At 68.8% G+C, this 18,535-nt stretch carries 13 protein-coding genes; 6 read left to right on the forward strand and 7 right to left on the reverse strand.

Annotation, left to right across the window (positions count from 1 at the left end; translation table 11 throughout):
* The first annotated feature begins 13 nt into the window (after positions 1-13).
* Positions 14-2,320, forward strand: coding sequence for a patatin-like phospholipase family protein (locus tag ACX114_RS25665; protein WP_459288699.1), 2,307 nt, complete (start codon positions 14-16; stop codon positions 2,318-2,320).
* Positions 2,321-2,332: 12 nt separating this feature from the next.
* Here the strand turns inward: ACX114_RS25665 and ACX114_RS25670 are convergent, their stop codons facing one another.
* Complete coding sequence (locus ACX114_RS25670) at positions 2,333-3,517, reverse strand: MFS transporter (RefSeq protein ID WP_459288701.1); 1,185 nt, start codon at positions 3,515-3,517, stop codon at positions 2,333-2,335.
* A 122-nt stretch (positions 3,518-3,639) separates the two neighbouring features.
* Between ACX114_RS25670 and ACX114_RS25675 the strand changes: the two genes are divergently transcribed.
* Together ACX114_RS25675 and ACX114_RS25680 are read left to right on the forward strand one after the other, a co-directional pair.
* Positions 3,640-4,548, forward strand: coding sequence for a LysR substrate-binding domain-containing protein (locus ACX114_RS25675; protein WP_459288703.1), 909 nt, complete (start codon positions 3,640-3,642; stop codon positions 4,546-4,548).
* Between the two features lie 75 nt (positions 4,549-4,623).
* A complete protein-coding gene (locus ACX114_RS25680; RefSeq protein WP_459288705.1) occupies positions 4,624-5,721 on the forward strand; it encodes a hypothetical protein in 1,098 nt (365 codons plus the stop codon).
* A gap of 37 nt (positions 5,722-5,758) precedes the next feature.
* Here the strand turns inward: ACX114_RS25680 and ACX114_RS25685 are convergent, their stop codons facing one another.
* Complete coding sequence (locus tag ACX114_RS25685) at positions 5,759-6,628, reverse strand: GNAT family N-acetyltransferase (protein ID WP_459288707.1); 870 nt, start codon at positions 6,626-6,628, stop codon at positions 5,759-5,761.
* Between the two features lie 23 nt (positions 6,629-6,651).
* Positions 6,652-7,923 carry an O-antigen ligase family protein gene (locus ACX114_RS25690; protein ID WP_459288709.1) on the reverse strand — a complete coding sequence of 424 codons (1,272 nt, stop codon included), beginning with the start codon at positions 7,921-7,923 and terminating at the stop codon, positions 6,652-6,654.
* 180 nt (positions 7,924-8,103) lie between these two features.
* Between ACX114_RS25690 and ACX114_RS25695 the strand changes: the two genes are divergently transcribed.
* A complete protein-coding gene (locus tag ACX114_RS25695) occupies positions 8,104-9,573 on the forward strand; it encodes an MDR family MFS transporter (protein WP_459288711.1) in 1,470 nt (489 codons plus the stop codon).
* An 86-nt stretch (positions 9,574-9,659) separates the two neighbouring features.
* Here the strand turns inward: ACX114_RS25695 and ACX114_RS25700 are convergent, their stop codons facing one another.
* Positions 9,660-11,129 carry an ELWxxDGT repeat protein gene (locus tag ACX114_RS25700; protein WP_459288713.1) on the reverse strand — a complete coding sequence of 490 codons (1,470 nt, stop codon included), beginning with the start codon at positions 11,127-11,129 and terminating at the stop codon, positions 9,660-9,662.
* A gap of 236 nt (positions 11,130-11,365) precedes the next feature.
* Between ACX114_RS25700 and ACX114_RS25705 the strand changes: the two genes are divergently transcribed.
* Complete coding sequence (locus ACX114_RS25705; protein WP_459288715.1) at positions 11,366-13,726, forward strand: phosphoketolase family protein; 2,361 nt, start codon at positions 11,366-11,368, stop codon at positions 13,724-13,726.
* Positions 13,723-14,898, forward strand: coding sequence for an acetate/propionate family kinase (locus ACX114_RS25710; RefSeq protein WP_459288716.1), 1,176 nt, complete (start codon positions 13,723-13,725; stop codon positions 14,896-14,898). The genes ACX114_RS25705 and ACX114_RS25710 overlap by 4 nt, the downstream gene beginning before the upstream one ends.
* Before the next feature lie 153 nt (positions 14,899-15,051).
* On the opposite strand, the gene ACX114_RS25715 is transcribed toward ACX114_RS25710, so the two are convergent.
* Genes ACX114_RS25715 through purD form a run of 3 tightly spaced genes read right to left on the reverse strand, consistent with a single transcriptional unit; the run spans position 15,052 to position 18,535 of the window.
* Positions 15,052-16,170, reverse strand: coding sequence for an LptF/LptG family permease (locus ACX114_RS25715; RefSeq protein WP_459288718.1), 1,119 nt, complete (start codon positions 16,168-16,170; stop codon positions 15,052-15,054).
* The gene (locus ACX114_RS25720; RefSeq protein ID WP_459288720.1) at positions 16,167-17,279 is read right to left on the reverse strand and encodes an LptF/LptG family permease; all 1,113 of its coding nucleotides are present in this window, start codon (positions 17,277-17,279) and stop codon (positions 16,167-16,169) included. The genes ACX114_RS25715 and ACX114_RS25720 overlap by 4 nt, the downstream gene beginning before the upstream one ends.
* Complete coding sequence (gene purD, locus ACX114_RS25725; RefSeq protein ID WP_459288722.1) at positions 17,276-18,535, reverse strand: phosphoribosylamine--glycine ligase; 1,260 nt, start codon at positions 18,533-18,535, stop codon at positions 17,276-17,278. The genes ACX114_RS25720 and purD overlap by 4 nt, the downstream gene beginning before the upstream one ends.

An 18,535-nucleotide genomic window follows, 5' to 3' on the forward strand; every position in this document is an offset into this window, starting at 1 on the left:
TGAGAGGCGTTGCATGATTGACCCCGCGAGGTCACGCGTCACAGGTCTGTTGCTCGGCACCATTGTCTGTGCGCTGTTCTTGTTCGTTTCAAATGCGAGTGCCCAGGCGATCGGTTCGCCCCAGACCCCGGCTCCGAAAGCAGTGTCACTCACCGTGAGTGGCGGCGTGTCCCTGGGCACGTATGAGGCCGGGTTCCTCTACTACTCAGGGACGTCCTCCCAGGGCGAACGCGCCGTGGATCTGCGGCTCGTGACGGGCGCTTCCGCGGGAAGCCTCAACGCCTTGCTGGCGATCATGGCGACCTGTGGCGTGGATGCGTCCACGCCGGGCCAATCGCTGTTCTGGGACATCTGGGTTCCCATCGGATTCAACGACCTCTTCATCCCGACATCGACGACGCCGCTCGGTGTCTTTTCGCGGGAGGCACTGGAACGGCGTGCCTCCCATATCGAACAGGCCTGGAGCCGAGGCCTGGACCGCTCCTGTGACGTGGTGCTCGGCGTTTCGACGACGCGCCTGTCCCCTCGCGCCCTCCAGGCCGCGAACGGCCGGCTCGACCTGCCTCGGCTCGAAGAGAAGTTCGCCATCCGCATCCAGGGACGTGGGCCTGGACGCTCGCCCCGCGCGACCAACTACACGACCCGCGAGGGCCGACGCCTGGAGTTGCTGCTTGAGACGGACGAGCAGGGGGAGATTTCCTTCGCGAACCTGCGCGAACTCCTCCTCGCGTCCATGTCCTTCCCCATCGCGTTCCCGCCTCAGCCCCTGCGGACCTGCGCTCCGAAGGCCTCCGCGAAGACTGGGGTCTGTCTGCCTTCGGAGGCGAAGCGAGAACTCTTCATCGACGGCGGCGTCTTCGACAACACGCCACTGCGTCTGGCCGTGGGACTCGCCCGTGATGGCCTTCGCGAAACCGCGGACGGCAAGCTGGAGTGGCGTCCGATTCCTCAGCCCGACACGCGCACGACGCCTCCCGGTATCGCGTTTGCCTTCATCGACCCGGACGCGACGGAGTACCCCATCGCGCCTCCTTCTCAGGAGGGCACCAAGCCAGTGTCGCTGCCGGGAACACTCGCGGAAATCCTGGCGGCCTTCGTGGACACGGCGCGGTCCAAGGAACTGGCCATGCTGCTGGAGGAGGAGCCGGAGATTGCCAAGCGCCTCACCCTGCCCCGTCGGCACTTCCCCGCTGCCGGTGCGCCCCTCTTCGCGTTCCTGGGCTTCTTCGAAAGAAGCTTCCGTGTCTTTGATTTCTACCTCGGCATGTATGACGCCCGCCGGATGATGGATGACGCGTTCCGGGAAGGACGGACGCCGTCGGAGAAGCCCCGCGCGGCGGAGATGGATGGCATTGGAGGATGGCAGCCCTTCGCCTGCATGAGCGCCGTCTATGACTCCTTGCCGAGCGCGGAGCAGGCGTGTCAGGGCGAAGCGCTGGAAGACTTCCGGGCGCTGCTGCAGATGTCCCTGGACCAGCTCTACGACGCATGCAGCAAGTCCGCCGGCACCGTCCCCCCGGGCACCTGGCGCAACGCGCACTGTGACCGCGCCATCGCGGGCCAGCCAGCGCCCCATGTCCCGGGCCTCCAGCCCGACACGTGGCCAGACTGGAAGCAGAGCAAGGACGAGTCGGAGTTGGCGTATTCGATGCGGCTCCTGGGAGCCTATGGCTTCGGGTTCCGGGACCTGGGTGTCCCAAAGGGGCAAGGAGACCAGGCTGTCCTGCGCATTCGCCATGCACTGGGCAACGCGGCCATCCGGCTCGCAGCGGTGCAGCCCGCCGCCGACAAGCCCACGGTCCGCTTCGCAAGCAAGCTCGCGGTGGACAGCATCAGCTACGAGCCCCAGCGCTTGTCGCTGCACATCACGATGGGGCCCACGGAGAGCGAGCTGGGCTTGAGCGTCGGGGCCTCCGAGATGCCTCTCTCGTCCGGGCTCCGGTTCGCGGGTGCGCTCGGGTTCCGGGGACTTGAGGACGTCCTGTCCTCCGGCAGCAGCAGCGATCCCTTTGGCGTGGTCCTCGCGGGAGGACTGGAGTTCCAGCCTCGCTCGGAGCAGACCTTCCTCTCGCAAAGCCGCCTCGCGGTTCGCGCCGGATGGCTGTTCAGCGCGAACGACGACTACGGGACGAACGTCTGCAAGGACGGAGGCGCCAGCCATGTGACCGCGTGCTCACGGCCCGTGGTCCAGGCGCTCGTGGGCATCACCTTCCTGGAGTTCCTCCGGGCCCAGGTCGTTGGTGAGTGGTTCCCGGGAACCAACTCCCGCAAGACGCTGTGGTCCGTGGCCCCGGGCATTGGATTGGAGTTGGGGCTCTAAAAGCTCGCGGGTTCAGCAGTGCGCCGGGAGCGTCACGCTCACGCGGGCTTCGCGGCGAACCAGCAACAAGACCAGGATGAGCCCCGCGCCAGCCATCGCCGCCCCGGCCAGAGCCACGGCCGGATAGCCGAGGTTGAGGCCGATGACCGCCCCACCGAGGGCCGCGCCGAAGGCGTTGCCCAGGTTGAAGGCCCCGATGTTCATGGCCGAAGCCAGGTTCGGCGCATCGCTGGCGGCGGTCATCACCCGCATCTGCAGCGGTGGCACCAGGGCGAAGCTCGCCACGCCCCAGAGGAAGATCACCACGGCTGCGGGCGCCTGCCACGGCATGATCCCAGCGAAGACCACCAGCAGTGTGGCGAGTCCCGCCAGCGTGACAATCAAGGTCCGGTCCACCGACCTGTCGGCGAAGCGGCCCCCCAGCCAGTTGCCGACCGTCAGCCCCAGTCCATAGGTCACCAGCATCGCGGTGACGAAACCCGCCGAGGCCCGGGTCTGCTCCTTCAGAATCGGAGCGATGTAGGTGAAGACGGTGAACATGGCGCTGGAGCCGATCACCGTCAGGACCAGGGCGGCCAGGACAGGGCCGCGCCGGAGCACCGCCAATTCGGCCTGCATGGCCCCGCTGTCGGAAGAGCGCTCGACCTGGCCGTGCGCCAGGGTCAAGCGAAGCGCGACCATCGCCAGGGAGCCCAGACCCGCGATGCCCCAGAAGGAGGCGCGCCAGCCCAGGGTCTCGCCTGCCCAGGAGGCCAGGGGAACGCCGGTGATGTTGGCGACCGTCAGGCCCATGAACATGGCCGCGACAGCGCCCGCCCGCCTGTTGGGCGCGACCACGCTGGCCGCGACGATGGCGCCCACCCCAAAGAAGGCGCCGTGGTTGAACGACGTCACCACCCGGGCCGCCATCAAGGTCCAATACTCCGGCGCGAGCGCCGACAGCAGATTGCCCAGCGTGAAGATGCCCATCAGGCCGACCAGCAGGGTCCGGCGCGGCACCCGGCCGGTCGTCAAGGTCATCACCGGCGCGCCGACCAGGACTCCGAAGGCGTAGGCGCTGACCAACAGGCCCGCCGCCGGGATGGAGACGCCGAGGTCCGCGGCGATCACAGGCAGCATGCCCATGGGCGCGAACTCCGTGACCCCGATGCCGAAAGCGCCGACCGCCAGAGCAAGAAGAGGAGCATTGGGCTTCATCCGCGGGAACCTTTCTCTCCCCCGCGGCGACTGTGCGCGACGGGGTGCGTTGTTCTGTGCGCGCAAAGATGGCTGGGAGGTCGCGCGGGCGTTAGAGCCCTTGGAAGCCAAGGATTCTTGAGATGAACGCAAAGGTGCAGCCGGGCGGCGCGGATCGGGCGCATGAGATGGCCGTCTTCTCGGCCGTGGTGGCGACCGGCAGCTTTTCGGCGGCCGGGCGTGAGCTGGACCTGAGCCCGTCGGCTGTCAGCCGGACCCTCGACCGCATCGAGGCGCGTCTGGGAGTACGCCTGATGCTGCGCACGACCCGGGCCCTGACGCTGACGCCCGAAGGTCACGCCTATCTGCGCGCGGCGCGGCGCATCCTGGCGGAGTTGGACGATGCGGAGCAGGCCATCGCGGATCTGGGCGCGCCGCGCGGGCGACTGAGGGTGAGCGCCGCCCACTCGCATGGGCGCCTGTGCGTGGTGCCCCTGCTGGGCGACTTCACGGCGCGATACCCACACATCCTGGTGGACATCAACCTGTCAGACAGGTTGGTCGACATCGCAGCGGGTGAGGCGGACGTCGCCATCCGCTTCGGCCCGCTCGCGGACAGCGGCTTGACCGCGCGCAAGATTGGCGAGAAGCCGCGTGTGATCGTGGCTTCACCCGACTATCTGGCCCGGCACGGGACGCCAATGGTTCCAGAAGACCTGCACGACCATAACTGCCTGAACTTCAATTTTCGTCGGGCCGAAGCGGTCTGGCCCTTCGTGCGCGACGGGCACGAATACAGTCTGTCCGTGAAGGGCTGCATCGAAGCCAATAACGGAGAGACCCTGGGCCAGCTGGCCGCGGCCGGCGTGGGGGTGACGCGGGTCGGCGCATTCAGCGTCGCGGAAGAGCTCCGCTCGGGCCATCTGGTTCCTCTGCTGGAGCAATACAATCCAGGCGACGTGGAGAACATTCACGCCGTCTTCGTCGGCGGCGCCAACCTGCCCGCGCGCGTCAGGGTGTTCGTCGACTACCTGGCCGACACCTTGCGCTGAGTCCTCGGCCTGGAGCGTGGACTCTGACGAGGTCTCTCTGCGATCCGTGACGCGGGTCGAAAGTCACCTACATTCATGATCTCCATTCGCTCCATCGCGATCTCCTGTGTGGTCGTGCTCGGCTTCTTCGCCGCTTGCAGTGACGACTCCCCCACCCCCGACGGGACACCCGACGCCTCGGTGCCGGACGGCTCGGTGCCTGAGATGTGCACTGACGCTGGCACCACGCAGTGCGGCGACACCTGCGTCAGCACCGACAGTGACCCGGCTCACTGCGGAGGGTGCGACCAGGCCTGCACGAGCACCGAAGCCTGTGAAGCCGGCGCCTGCGTCGCGGTCTGCCGGATCGACGGCCAGCAGATCGCAGCCGGTACGGTGAATCCCTCGAACGCGTGCGAGCAATGTGTGCCCGAGATGTCCGCGACCACCTGGACACTGCTCGCGGACGGGACGACCTGCGGCGCGGGTCAGCTCTGCTCGGCGGGCGCATGCAGCCCACAGTGCCTCATCAACGGCACGTTCTACGACGAGGGCACGCCGAATCCGACGAATGCCTGTGAGGTCTGCACGCCCGCGACGTCAACGACAGCGTGGTCGCCGCGCGAGGCCATTCCCCTGCTGACCGGCGGTACCGATATCGTGGCACAGGGCTGGACGACGTATGCGCAGACGCCGAACACGCTCACGTACGGCGAGGACTACGTGCGCCTTGCGACGTCGACGAACAGCGGTGGCCGAACGAGCGGGCAGTTGCTCCTCGCGAAGACGAACGCACTCGACCCGACGCAGCCGTTCAAGCTCCGCGTGACGATGCAGGTCGAGTCGGTGAGCAGGCACAACCAGTTCGACAGCGGCGCGGCCATCCTGGGGAGCATCACCGGTTCGGTCGGCGACCCCGCGGATCGCGCGCAGATGCTCTACCTGGACAGCGCGGCGATTGGTTGGGCGGATGACACGCAGTCCTCGGCGTTCGCCGTGACCGATGGTGCGTACCACGTCTACGAGCTCGCGGTGGATGCCTCCAAGGTGGCGACGGTGAGCGTCGACGGCGTCGCGAAGCTCACGCGGAACAACTTCGTGACGAACGGGACCATCGCCATCGGCGATCAGACCAACGATGCGAACGTCGACGGCGTGGTTCGGATCAAGTCGGTCGAGAAGCTCTGCCAGTGACGCGCCCCTGTCCCCATTCATGGGAATGGGGACAGGGTCACGTGTGGGCCATGACCGGGAACCGGTGGGCCTCTGGTGAGAGCCGGAGGTTCCGCACGAACAGGTCGGCCTCCGTGTCCTCACCGGCCTCCTCGGCGCCGGGCCAGTACCGCTCCGGAGTGAAACCGAAGCGGATGGCCCGGATGGGCCGGTCAATCAACCGGGGGATCCAGGCCCGCAGGTCGAAGGGCTCCCGAGCGAAGACATCGTCGAGGTAGAGCGTCTCTCCCTCGACGCCCGCGAACACCCAGGCGTCCGAGTCCAGCTGACGCAAGGGCCTCGCGAAACCATTGGCCACGGGCCAGCTCGCCACCGTTGCATAGCCACGCGCGCCGAAGCGCTCCGTTGACGGAAGCCCCTCGCTGGAGAGCGCGGCAAGGCCCGCACGCACCTTCGCATCATCCAGGTTGAGCATGGGCGCGGGCGGACCTTCCGGCACGGCATCGTACGTGGCTGCGAACAGCGTCTGCCTTTGAGGCTGGAATCCGAAGCGCGGGTAGAACTGGCGCACGGTGGGATTGGCGAAGAGCAGCACCGGCGCATCCCCACATGCGTCCAGCGCGGCATTCATGACCACCCGTGCCAGTCCCCTCCCGCGATGCGACGGCAGGCAGCCCACGGCGCCCAGCTGGTAGCCAGTCACCTCGCGGCCCTCCAGCACCAGGCGCATCCGCATCACGGAGGTATTGGCCACAACGCGTCCGGTCTCCATCAGGGTGAACGCGCGATAATCGTCGTTCCACTCGCCCCATGCACGCCAACGACGGAAATCCGCGCGGCGGAATACCTGGGGCACGTAGTCACAGAAGAGTTCCTGCGACTTGACGTCGCGTGCTCCGACTTCGGTGACCGCAATGGGTTCCATCATGCGCCCCCAGTCAGCTTGAATGCTCAATCGGGTTCATGTCGGAGCGGCGTATTGAACTCGCACAGTCCCAGGCCCCAGATGAGCATGAACGACAGGTGCACGCTGGGGTGGAACGGCAGGTAGTGCACCAGGGCCAGGACGTGGAAGCCCACGAAGGACAGCAGGGCTCCCGTGGCCGGTATCGAACCCGCGCGGTGCCTTCGCACCAGGGCCCTCGCCAGCAGGAAGTGCATCGTCGCCAGCAGCACCAGCCCCACGAGCCCCGTCTCCGCCCAGGTCGTCAGCCAGATGTTGTGCGAGTCCGTGGCCAGCAGGTCCGTGATGCCCGTCTCCGCCTGCGTCGCCAGCGCCGCGGGTTTGTGATTGCCGAAGCCCACGCCCACCCAGGTGTGTTCCCGCACCAACCTCCAGCCCACGGACATCGCCAGCGAGCGCTCTCCGCTGCCGAAGAGGTTGTCCACCGCCTTGCCGAACCGCTCCCTCCACGCGGGCGTCAGCAGCACCAGGACCACCAGCGCTGCCGCGACGCCCAGCCCGGCCTTGCGCGCCGTCCCTCGCAGCAACAGCAGCAGCGCCAGCACGCACACGCCCAGCGCCGCTCCCAACGCCGCTCTCGCGAACGCGCCGTAGATGGACAGCAGCAGCCCCAGCACCATCACCCCGGCCAGCACCCGCCGCCGCGTCACCTTCGACCGGCCTATCACCGCCAGCGCCGGGCCCAGCACGGCAATCGCTCCGTGCGCGAACCGCAGCCGGTGGAAGAAGAAGCCTCCCGCCGCGTACCTCGGGTTCTCCTCCGTTCCGAAGTTCTCGTGCAGGCGCGACAGGTTCAGCTTCAGGAACTTCGGTGGCTCCCAGGGCCACTGCACCCGGTGCTGGTAGAAGCCCAGCGCCGCCGCCAGCAGCCAGCCTCCCGCGATGAGGCTCCCCAGCATCAGCCACGGCACTCCCAGCGTCCCGATGCACGCGACCGCCGCTCCCGCCACCGTGTCCAGCGCCTGGCCGTACCTCGCGCCTCTCGGCCACTTCGTCGCGGCTCCCGTCATCAGCGCCACCGCCGGGGACACCAGTTGCCAGGCGCACAGGGCGACGCTCGCCAGCACGAACGCCCTGACGTCCTTCTCCAGGCGTAGCCGCTTCGTCACCGCCAGCGCCAGGGCCAGCGCCGTGGCCAGGATGGCTCCGGCCTGGAGCACCGCCTCCGCCAGCACCAGCCCCACCGCGTAGAGCCCCAACACCGCGGCGACCGCCGTCTTCCAGCGCCCTGACTCGACCGTCTTCGTTTCCGTGCCCATGCCGTGCGCCTCGAACTCGCGAGGCCGGTGGACCCTATCCCACCTCGTGGGCCCCCGCCCTTCCCGACTGGGCCCGGAATCCCCGGGGATGGGCCCCGTCACTCCTTTTCACGCGCTTGACGTTGGCGCTCCGGACGGGCACGCGTTACCCAGGGGCCTTTCCCGGGTCCCCCTTCCGACATGCGCACCACCCATCGACCGTTCACCACCCTGGCTCTGGCGCTGTCCCTCTTCGTGGCCGCGCTGGAGATGACCGTCGTCTCCACCGCCATGCCCACGGTGGTCAGCGACCTGGGCGGCATCCAGCACTACGCGTGGGTCTTCACCGCGTACATGCTGTCCTCCACCATCACCGTCCCCATCTACGGGAAGCTCGCGGACCTCTACGGCCGCAAGCCCATCCTCCTCTTCGGCTCCACCCTGTTCCTGCTGTCGTCCCTGGCGTGCGGGTTCTCCACGTCGATGAACATGCTCATCGCGTTCCGCGTCCTCCAGGGCCTGGGCGCCGGTGCCATGCAGCCCATCGCGATCACCATCATCGGGGACATCTACACGCTGGAGCAGCGCGGGAAGGTCCAGGGCGCGTTCAGCGCCGTGTGGGGCATCGCCGGGCTCGCGGGGCCGCTCACCGGCGGCCTCATCGTGAAGTACCTCACGTGGCACTGGATCTTCTTCATCAACATCCCCATCGGCATCGCGTCCATGGTGCTGCTCGTCGCGTTCTTCCACGAGCAGCTCAAGCCCAAGGTGCGTGCCCGGCTCGACTACGCGGGCGCGGCGCTGCTGTCCTCGGGCGTCGTGGCGCTGCTGTTCGGCGTGCAGGGCTCCGGGCGGACACTGCTCGCCCTTCCCCTCGCCGCGGTGCTCCTCACCGCGTTCGTGTTCGTGGAGCTGCGCGCCGCCGAGCCCATCATCCCGATGAGCATCTTCAAGATTCCCACCATCGCCATCTCCAACGTGGCGGGCGCCCTCTTCTCCGCCGCCCAGTTCGGCGCGACCACCTACGTGCCCCTGTACGTGCAGGGCGTGCTCGGTGGCTCCGCCACGATGGCGGGCGGGATGATCACCCCCATGATCGTCGGCTGGCCGCTGGCGAGCCTCATCGGCGGCAGGCTCATGGTCCGCACAGGCTTCCGGCCGCTCATCGTCGGCGGGCTGGGGCTGGCCTCCATTGGCACCGTGCTGATGGCGCTGCTGCTCAAGCCCGGGGCTTCGATGCTGGTGCCGCAGATCGCCATGGGGTTGTTTGGCATTGGCCTGGGCTTCGCCGCCATGGCGACCATGGTGGCGGTCCAGACCACCGTGGGCTGGGAGCTGCGCGGCGTTGCCACCGCGAGCAGCATGTTCTTCCGCACCATCGGCGGGTCGCTGGGCGTGGGCGTGATGGGCGGCGTGCTGGTGAGTCAGCTCATGAAGGACCCCAACGTCCCCGTGAGCGCGGCCACGGAGCTGCTCGGCCCCGAGCACGGACGCGGGCTGGCTCCCGCCGTCCTGGAGACGCTCGGCAGCGCGCTGAACACCGGCCTGTCCATCAACTTCTGGATCATGTGCTCGGCGATGCTTGCCGCGTTCGCCGCGGGCCTGTTCTTCCCCAAGGTGAAGCGCGTCACCACGCCAGTGAACATGTCCGACGTCACCGCCTCCCACTGACATCCGGTGTGCTTCGAAGCCGCCGGACTCGCTGGAAGCCGGCGGCATGTCATGCGTCTGGCATTGCGCTGACGCTCAGCGGCCGGTCACTTCGCGCTGGCGCTCAGCGGCGTACAGGTCACGGTGGCGGGCACGGACCACAGCGCGCTCCCCCAGACGCCGGAGTACGCCCGGAAGTAGATGCTGTTGCCCACGCGCGTGAACTCCTCGGGCCTGTCGCCTCCCGGGCTAGAGGTGGTGACGCGCCCCGTGCCCGCGGGCGTGCCATTCGTCACCTGCGGCATGAGCCCCAGGTCGCCATCAAAGGAGCTGAAGAGCAGCGTGCCGGAGCCCGTGTCGAAGAGGGGCGAGCTGTACTCGTCGGCCGTGGTGAGCTCCCGGCTGAGCTGCCGCGTCCCTCCCGCCGTGCCGTCCGTCACCCACAGCCCGACCTCGCGAGGCGCGGGGCCCGGCGAGCTGATCGCCATGGACAGGTAGAGCTTGCCCCCTGCCTCCTGCGAGGACTGCACGTAGGGCGTGTTGTCCGGCTGGCCAGGATAGGGATTGGGCAGGGTCGTCACCGGGGTCTTCCCACCTCCGGAGAGCGACAGGCGGTTCAGCTTCAACCGCTCGCCATCGTCGGTGAGCGTGGACAGGTAGACGTAGGAGCCCAGCGAGCCCAGCAGCCACGCCTGCTTGCCGAAGGTGTCCAGGCGCACCGTGCCCGCCACCGTCCCATCCGTCCGCCACACCTCCGTCCCGGAGGAGTCGTCCAGCGTGAACAGTCCGGTGCCGCTCGCGAGGGTGCGCGTCGCCCTCACGAGGGGAACCCCCGCGTCCACGCGCTTGACGAGCCAGGTGCCCGCCGCCGTTCCGTCCGTGCGCCAGAGGCGCGTGCCCTGGGTCGCGTCCTGGAGGAAGAACTGCAGCGCGCCTCCCGCGCGCAGCGTGGAGTAGGCCAGGGAGGATCCCGAGCCGAAGTCCACCAGCCGGTACGTCCCCGCCGCCGTGCCGTCCGAGCGCCACAGCTCCACCGCGCTCCCCTCGCGCCGGAAAAAGGTCAACGCGCCACCCTGCGCGGTGAGGTTCGACAGGAGTGAGCCCGAAGCGCCCGGAGTGATGTCCTTGACGAGCCGGGTCCCCGCCGAGGTGCCGTCACTCACCCACAGCTCGGAGCCCACCGTCGGGTCGTTCATCGTGAAGAAGACCCGCGAGCCCACGGCCGTGAGGGAGGCGAAGTCCCGGTAGTTCAAGCCCGCGGAGGGGAACTCCTTCACCGGCACGGTGCCCACCGTGGTGCCGTCACTGCGCCACAGCGCCGCCGTGGCCTGGTAGGGATCCGAGGTGAAGTACAGCGTGCCCGCGACGTTCGTCAGCCACTCGGGAATGGGCCGGTACGGCGACGGCAATGGATCTCCCGGCGAAAGGAAGTCCTTCACCTTGGTGGCCGCCATGGCGGGGGTGCACGCCTGCGCCTGGACCTGCTGCTCCCGGGCCGTGGGCGGCTCCATGTCCTGTGCCGCCCCACAGCCCACGAACGACAAGCCCGCAAGAATCCACCCGAATCGCATACGCATGGCCCAACTCCTTGTCAGACGGAAAGCAAGGGACGGTGGGATGCGTGCCGATGGCTGCCAATGTGATTCGACGGTGACAGGACTTGCGGTAAACACGACGGCCGCGCGAAGGCCGAGGTGCTGTCGGGAAACCGACGCGCCCGACTTTTCGCATCACAGACATTGCATGACGTGGGCCAGCTGGGGTCCCATGCCCCCCGGGGGATGCGTACGGCCTACACCTCGGGAGATGAAAGATGGCGGGTCCGCTGAGTGACGAGGAGCTTGGAAAGATCGACGCCTACTGGCGCGCGGCGAACTACCTGTCCGTCGGGCAGATCTACCTCAAGGACAACCCGCTGCTGGAGCGGCCCCTCACCCGCGAGGACATCAAGCCGCGCCTGCTGGGCCACTTCGGCACGACGCCCGGCCTCAACTTCATCTACGTCCACCTGAACCGCATCATCCGGAACCACCGGGCCAACATGATGTATCTCATTGGCCCCGGCCACGGCGCGCCCGGCATCATCGCGAACACGTTCCTCGAAGGCTCCTACACGGAGCTGTATCCCAACATCGAGCGCAACCGCGACGGCATGAAGCGCCTGTTCCGCCAGTTCTCCTGGCCCTACGGCGTCCCCAGCCACGACGCGCCGGAGGTCCCCGGCTCCATCAGCGAAGGCGGTGAGCTGGGCTACGCGCTCCTCCATGCGTACGGCGCCGTGCTGGACAACCCGGACCTCATCGTCCCCTGCGTCGTTGGCGACGGTGAGGCGGAGACGGGCGCGCTCGCCGCGAGCTGGCACTCCAACAAGTTCATCAACCCCATCACCGACGGCGCGGTGCTGCCCATCCTGCACCTCAACGGGTACAAGATCGCCAACCCCACGGTGCTCGCCCGCATCGACCATGACGAGCTGGAGGCCCTCTTCAAGGGCTACGGCTACACGCCCTACTTCCTGGAGGGCGACGACCCCAAGGACATGCACCAGCGGATGGCGCAGGTGCTGGACACCCTCTACGCGGAGATCACCCGCATCCAGCGCCACGCCCGCGAGAAGAACGACCCCACCCGGCCGCGCTGGCCCATGCTCGTGCTGCGCACCCCCAAGGGGTGGACGGGCCCGAAGGTGGTGGATGGCAAGCCCGTGGAGGGCACGTGGCGCGCGCACCAGGTGCCGCTGGAGGAGGTACGCAACAACCCCGAGCACCTGAAGATCCTTGAAGAATGGCTCCACAGCTACCGGCCCCGGGAGCTGTTCGACGCGAATGGCACCTTCCGCGAGGAGCTGGCGGACATCGCGCCCAAGGGCCGGCTGCGCATGGGCGTCAACGTGCACTCGAACGGCGGCCAGTTGCTGGTGCCGCTCGTGCTGCCGGGCTTCCGCGACTACGCGGTCGACCCGGGCGCGCCCGGCTCCAAGCAGGTCAGCGCCACCCGGGTGCTGGGCGGTTACCTGCGGGACGTGATGCGCCACAACCTGCCGACGAAGAACTTCCGCATGTTCGCCCCGGACGAGAACGCGTCCAACCGGCTCCAGGACGTGTACGCCGTCAGCGGCAAGAGCTGGGACGCGAAGCAGGAGCCCACGGACGAGAACCTCTCCGTCGACGGCCGCGTGATGGAAGTCCTGAGCGAGCACCTCTGCCAGGGCTGGCTGGAGGGGTACCTGCTCACCGGACGCCACGGCTTCTTCTCCTGCTACGAGGCGTTCATCCACATCATCGATTCGATGTTCAACCAGCACGCCAAGTGGATCAAAAGCGCGAAGGAGTTGCCGTGGCGCAAGCCCATCGCGTCGCTGAACTACCTGCTCAGCTCGCACGTGTGGCGGCAGGATCACAATGGGTTCTCCCATCAGGACCCGGGCTTCATCGACCACGTGGCCAACAAGAAGGCGGACACGGTGCGCATCTACCTGCCGCCGGACGCGAACACGCTCTTGTCGGTGGCGGACCACTGTCTGCGCTCGAAGAACTACGTGAACCTCATCATCGCGGGGAAGCAGCTGTCTCCGGTGTGGTTGGACATGGAGAGCGCGGTGCGCCACTGCTCGGCGGGCATTGGCGCGTGGGACTGGGCGGGCAATGACGACGGCGACCCGGACGTGGTGATGGCCTGCGCGGGTGACGTGCCCACCATGGAGACGCTGGCCGCGGTGACGCTGCTGCGCGAGTGGGCCCCGGAGCTCAAGGTGCGCGTGGTCAACGTGGTGGACGTCTTCACGCTCGCTCCCGTGCATGTGCATCCGCACGGGCTCAACGAGGAGGACTTCAATCGCCTGTTCACCACGGACAAGCCCGTGGTGTTCGCGTTCCATGGCTACCCCACGCTCGTGCACAAGCTCACGTACAACCGGGCCAACCACGGCAACATCCACGTGCACGGGTTCAAGGAAGAGGGCACCACGACGACGCCGTTCGACATGACGGTGCTCAACGACATGGACCGCTTCACCCTGGCGCTGGATGCCATCCGGCACTCGAAGGCCGCGAGGCACCGGCTGGACGACGCGGAGCAGCGCTTCTCCGAGGTGCGCCAGCGGCACAAGCTCTACGTGTCGGAGCACGGCGAGGACATGCCCGAGGTGGCCGACTGGAAGTGGAGCGCGCGATGAGTGATTCGAACGCGGTGCTGGTCATCAACAGCGGCTCTTCGTCGCTGAAGTTCGGCCTCTATGTCGAACAGGGTGGACAGGAAGCAGTGCGGTTCAAGGGCAGCGCGACCCACATCGGCGCGGAGCAGGGCCGGCTGGTCGTGAAGGACGGCGCGGGGAAGCAGGTGCGCGCGGTGGAGATGCGGCATCCGTCGCAGGAGGACGCCCTCCGCGAGGCCGTGCGGCACCTGAAGGAGTTGGGCGGAGAGCAACCGCAGGCCATCGGACACCGCGTGGTGCACGGCGGTCCCCACCTGCGCCAGCACCAGGCCCTGACGCCGGAAGTGATGAGGACGCTGGAAGAGGCGACGCACTTCGCGCCGCTGCACATTCCCGCGGCGCTCCGGCTCATCCAGGCCGCGGAGCGGCAGTGCCCAGGCGTGCCGCAGTTCGTCTGCTTCGACACGGCCTTCCACGCGACGCTGCCGGAAGTCGCGTCGACGTTCCCCCTGCCCCGCTCCGTGAGGGACCAGGGCGTGCAGCGGTACGGCTTCCATGGCCTGTCGTATGAGTCCATCGTGGCGAGGCTGGAACCCCAGGTGCCCGCGCGCACCGTGGTGGCCCACCTGGGCAACGGCGCGAGCCTCGTGGCGCTGGAGCGCGGACGCTCCGTGGATACCTCCATGGGCTTCACACCGACGGGTGGAATTCCTAGTGGCACCCGCACGGGCGACCTGGATCCAGGCGTGCTGCTGTTCCTGATGCGCACGGGCGGAATGGACGCGGATGCACTGGAGAAACTGGTGAACCACGACGGCGGGCTCCGGGGCTTGTCGGAGGGGACGAGCGACATGCAGGCCCTCACGCGCGACGCGGCAGCGGGCAACGCGGCGGCTGCGCTGGCGGTGGACGTCTTCACGCGGAGCATCGCGAAGACGGTGGGTGCCTATGCGACGGTGCTCGGCGGACTGGACCTGCTCGTGTTCACGGGCGGCATCGGGGAGAACAGCGCGCAGGTCCGCGAGGGCGTATGCGCGAAGTTGGGCCACCTGGGTATCCAGTTGGACGCGCGGCGGAACGAAGCGAGCGAGGAAGTCATCACGACCGACGCGTCACCGTGTCCGGTGCGCGTGCTGCCAAGTGATGAGGAGGTTCAGATCGCCCGCCATACGCGCCGACTCCTTCGCGGTTGAAGCCCCCTGCCCCTCCGGGGCCGAATCCCACTCACCCTGCGGGGAAGTGGGAACCCCGCTGGTCCCTCGGTCGGTGGGCGGCGGCCTGCGCAAACCTGTCCGACTGTCGGACAGGTTTTGAGCGCTCCGGGCCGGAGCGGTGTCCCTGGGGGCTCAGACCTGCGGCGTCACGCTTCGGCGCGGGAGGTGCAGCAGGCCTTCGCGGCGCAGCCACAGGGCCGCCGCGACGAGGGTCAGCAGCGTCGTGGGCATCCAGGCCGCTACCGCGGGCGCCAGGCGCTCGGTGAGCACCAGCGTGCGGGACACCACCATCAGGCCCCACATCGCCACGGCGATGAGGAGGCCCTCCACCACCGCCGCCGTCAGATGTCCTCGCCGGTTCGTCCGCAACGCGAGGCCTACCGCGAGCAGCGCCGCGGGCAGCCCCGCCAGCGGGTACGCGAAGCGGTTGTGCCATGCGAGCTGAAAGGCCTTCGTCGCGAGCCCCACCTCCGCTCGTGCGACGATCTGCTCGCCCAGCTCTCCCAGGCGCATCTGCTCCGGACGGCCGGGCCGGATGCGGAACGTCGTCGCCCCCACGCCCAGCTCGTACTCCGCCGCCGGCTGCTGCGTCACGGACGTGCGTCCGTCCTCCGTGAACGTGCGCTCCACCACGTCCGTCAGCTCCCAGCGCGTGCCCTCCAACGAGCGCATCCGCCCCGCGTCCACGCGGCGGCGCAGCTTGAACTCCGGCGTCAGCGTGAAGATGGAAACGTTCTCGAAGCCCTCCTGCGGGTTGCCGCCTCGCAGGAAGAAGATGGAGTCCCCCCGCCGGAACCACTGCTTCGGCGTGTAATACATCCGCCAGTCGCCCCAGCGGTTGAAGCGCTGCGTGGTGATTTCATCCACGCGCCGGCCCGCTCGCGCGGCCACCGTCTCGTCGAACACCACCAGCCCCACGCACGCCACCAGCGCGCAGACACCCACCGGCAGGTATAGCGCCGCCGGCCCGAAGGTGAGCGCTCGCAGCGCCGTGACCTCGCCCTTCTTGCGCAGCGCGGACACCGTGGTGCCCGCCGCCAGGAGCAGCGCCGCCGGCCCCAACTGCTGCACCGTCACCAGCGCCTTGTAGCCGTAGAGCTTGAGCACGTCCCACACCCAGCCCTCGCCACCGTAGGCCTTCGCGCGGTCCACGAAGTCCACCACCAGGAACACCGCCACCACGCCCGCCAGGATGCCCAGCGTGTAGCGCACGTACGCGCCCACCACGTACCGGAAGAGGGTGCCCTTCATCGCACCGTTCCCGAACGCGTCACGCGGTACAGCGCGAACGCCCCCACCGCCATGAAGAGCACGTTCGCCAGCTGCCCCGCGACGAACACCGGCATCTGGCCCTTCTGCCCCATCTGCTCGAAGGCGCGGCTCAGGAGGTAGTAGAGGACGTAGCCGCCCAGCGTCAGTAGGTAGCCCCACGCGCGACCCGCCTGCCTGCGGCCAATCGCCAGCGGCGTGCCCAGGAGCGCGAACGCCACCGGCGCCACCGCGTTGCCCATCCGGCTGTGCAGCGCCATCAGGAAGGGCCGCGAGTCCTCGCGCCGCTCCTCCGCGTCCTTCGCCGCCGCCAGCAGCTCCGCCGGCGTCAGCTCCTCCTTCGGCGAGCGGAACCGGTTGCGCCGCGACAGCGACCCGCCCAGCCCCACGTTGATCTCCGCCTTCTCGAAGGCGACGACGCTCGCGTCCACCGAGGAGCGGTTGGCGCGGTGCACCTCACCCTCCTTCAACTCGATGCGCAGCGCCTCGCCCCGCTCGGACGTGCCCACGCTGCCCTTGTGCGCCAGCACCAGCAGCGGCGAGCTGGGGTCGCGGTCGTCGTGCAACAGCACGTTCGTCCACCCGCCGCCCTTGGGCGCCACCTTCTGCGCGTACAGCGTCAGGTCACTCAGGTCCTCGTAGAAGACGCCGGACTTCACGTCGCCCGCGACGTTCTTCTGGATGACCTCGCCCACCAGGTCCTTCACGCCCGTGAGGCCCCACGGCTCCACCGTGGACGTCAGCAGCACCATGAACGCGCTCAGCACGATGCCCACGCCCAGCGGCGCCGCCAGCAGTTGGATGGGACTGATGCCCAGGGCCTGCAGCGACGTGAGCTCGCGGTCCTCTCCCAGCCGCCCCAGGCCCAGCAGGATGGCCAGCAGGAACGCGATGGGCAGCGCCATCACCAGGAAGTGCGGCGCCAGGTACGCGATGAGCCGGCCCAGGTCGACCAGCGTCACCGCCGAGCCCAGCAGCACGTCCGTGCCGCGCAGGAACTGCATCACGAACAGCAGCAGGAACATGAACGCCACCCACACACCCAGGGGGACGAGCAGCTCCTTGAGCAGGTAGCGCGCCAGCAGCTTCACGGCCGCGCCCGCAGCCCCCGCGCGCCAATGTCCCGGCGGAAGTGCTTGCCCTCGAAGCGCACGGCGTCCGCCGACTCCAGGGCCCGCTCGCGCGCCGTCGCCAGGCTGTCGCCCCGGGCGCACACCGTCAGCACCCGGCCGCCCGCCGTCACCAGCGCGCCGTCCTGCTTCGCCACGCCCGCCAGGAACACGGGCGCGTTCGACGCCACCGCGTCCAGCCCTTCAATGCGGGCGCCCTTCTTCGGCGCCTCCGGGTAGCCCTCCGCCGCCAGCACCACGCCCACCGACGCGCCCGGGAACTGCTTCAGCGGCCGGGGCTCCAGTGTCCCCTTCGCGCACGCCTCCATCAGCGGCAGCAGGTCCTCGTCCACCTGCATCATCAGGACCTGCGTCTCCGGGTCGCCGAAGCGCGCGTTGAACTCCAGCACCTTCGGGCCGGACGCCGTGAGCATCAGCCCCGCGTACAGCACCCCACGCAGCGGCGTGCCGCGCTTCTTGAGCACCGCCAGCGTGGGCGCGATGACCTGCTCGCCCACCTTCGCCAGCTGCTCCGGGGTGAGGAACGGCGCCGGGCAGTACGCGCCCATGCCGCCGGTGTTGGGGCCCGTGTCGCCCTCGCCCACGCGCTTGTGGTCCTGCGATAGCGGCAGGAGCACGTAGCGCTCGCCGTCGCACAGGGCCATCAGCGAGACCTCCTCGCCCTCCAGCAGCTCCTCCAGCACCATCCGCTGGCCCGCCTGCCCCATCTGGGCCACGGCGCGCACCGCTTCGCGCGCGGCGTTCGCGTCTGGCGCGACGATGACGCCCTTGCCCGCGGCCAGGCCGTCCGCCTTCACCACGATGCGGCCTTGCGCCACGGCGTACGCCTCCGCCTCCGCCGCGTCCGTGAAGACGCGGAAGGCCGCGGTGGGCACGCCCGCCTCATCCATCACTTCCTTGGCGAAGGCCTTGGAGCCCTCGATGCGCGCGGCCGCCGCGACGGGGCCGAAGCACGGGATGTCCACCTGCGCCAGCGCGTCCGCGACGCCCGCGACGAGCGGCGCCTCCGGGCCCACCACCACCAGGTCCACGCGCTCGCGGCGCGCCAGCGACACCACCGCCTCCGGCGAGTCCGCCTGGAGCGGCACGTTGGTGCCCCACCGCGCCGTGCCCGGGTTGCCCGGGCCGACGAGGAGCCGCGACAGACGAGGACTCTGGGCCAGCTTCCACGCAAGCGCGTGCTCGCGGCCGCCCGACCCCAGCAACAGGACCTTCAC

It is taken from the genome of Corallococcus sp. M7 (genome assembly GCF_054512695.1).

What these genes read in the sequence shown, in the direction of transcription:
- ACX114_RS25680 (WP_459288705.1), top strand. Translation starts at nt 4,624, where the DNA reads ATGATCTCCATTCGCTCCATCGCGATCTCCTGTGTGGTCGTGCTCGGC.
- ACX114_RS25705 (WP_459288715.1), top strand. Translation starts at nt 11,366, where the DNA reads ATGGCGGGTCCGCTGAGTGACGAGGAGCTTGGAAAGATCGACGCCTAC.
- ACX114_RS25665 (WP_459288699.1), top strand. Translation starts at nt 14, where the DNA reads ATGATTGACCCCGCGAGGTCACGCGTCACAGGTCTGTTGCTCGGCACC.
- ACX114_RS25715 (WP_459288718.1), bottom strand. Translation starts at nt 16,170, where the DNA reads ATGAAGGGCACCCTCTTCCGGTACGTGGTGGGCGCGTACGTGCGCTAC.
- ACX114_RS25690 (WP_459288709.1), bottom strand. Translation starts at nt 7,923, where the DNA reads ATGGGCACGGAAACGAAGACGGTCGAGTCAGGGCGCTGGAAGACGGCG.
- ACX114_RS25695 (WP_459288711.1), top strand. Translation starts at nt 8,104, where the DNA reads ATGCGCACCACCCATCGACCGTTCACCACCCTGGCTCTGGCGCTGTCC.
- ACX114_RS25670 (WP_459288701.1), bottom strand. Translation starts at nt 3,517, where the DNA reads ATGAAGCCCAATGCTCCTCTTCTTGCTCTGGCGGTCGGCGCTTTCGGC.
- ACX114_RS25710 (WP_459288716.1), top strand. Translation starts at nt 13,723, where the DNA reads ATGAGTGATTCGAACGCGGTGCTGGTCATCAACAGCGGCTCTTCGTCG.
- ACX114_RS25685 (WP_459288707.1), bottom strand. Translation starts at nt 6,628, where the DNA reads ATGATGGAACCCATTGCGGTCACCGAAGTCGGAGCACGCGACGTCAAG.
- ACX114_RS25700 (WP_459288713.1), bottom strand. Translation starts at nt 11,129, where the DNA reads ATGCGTATGCGATTCGGGTGGATTCTTGCGGGCTTGTCGTTCGTGGGC.
- ACX114_RS25675 (WP_459288703.1), top strand. Translation starts at nt 3,640, where the DNA reads ATGAACGCAAAGGTGCAGCCGGGCGGCGCGGATCGGGCGCATGAGATG.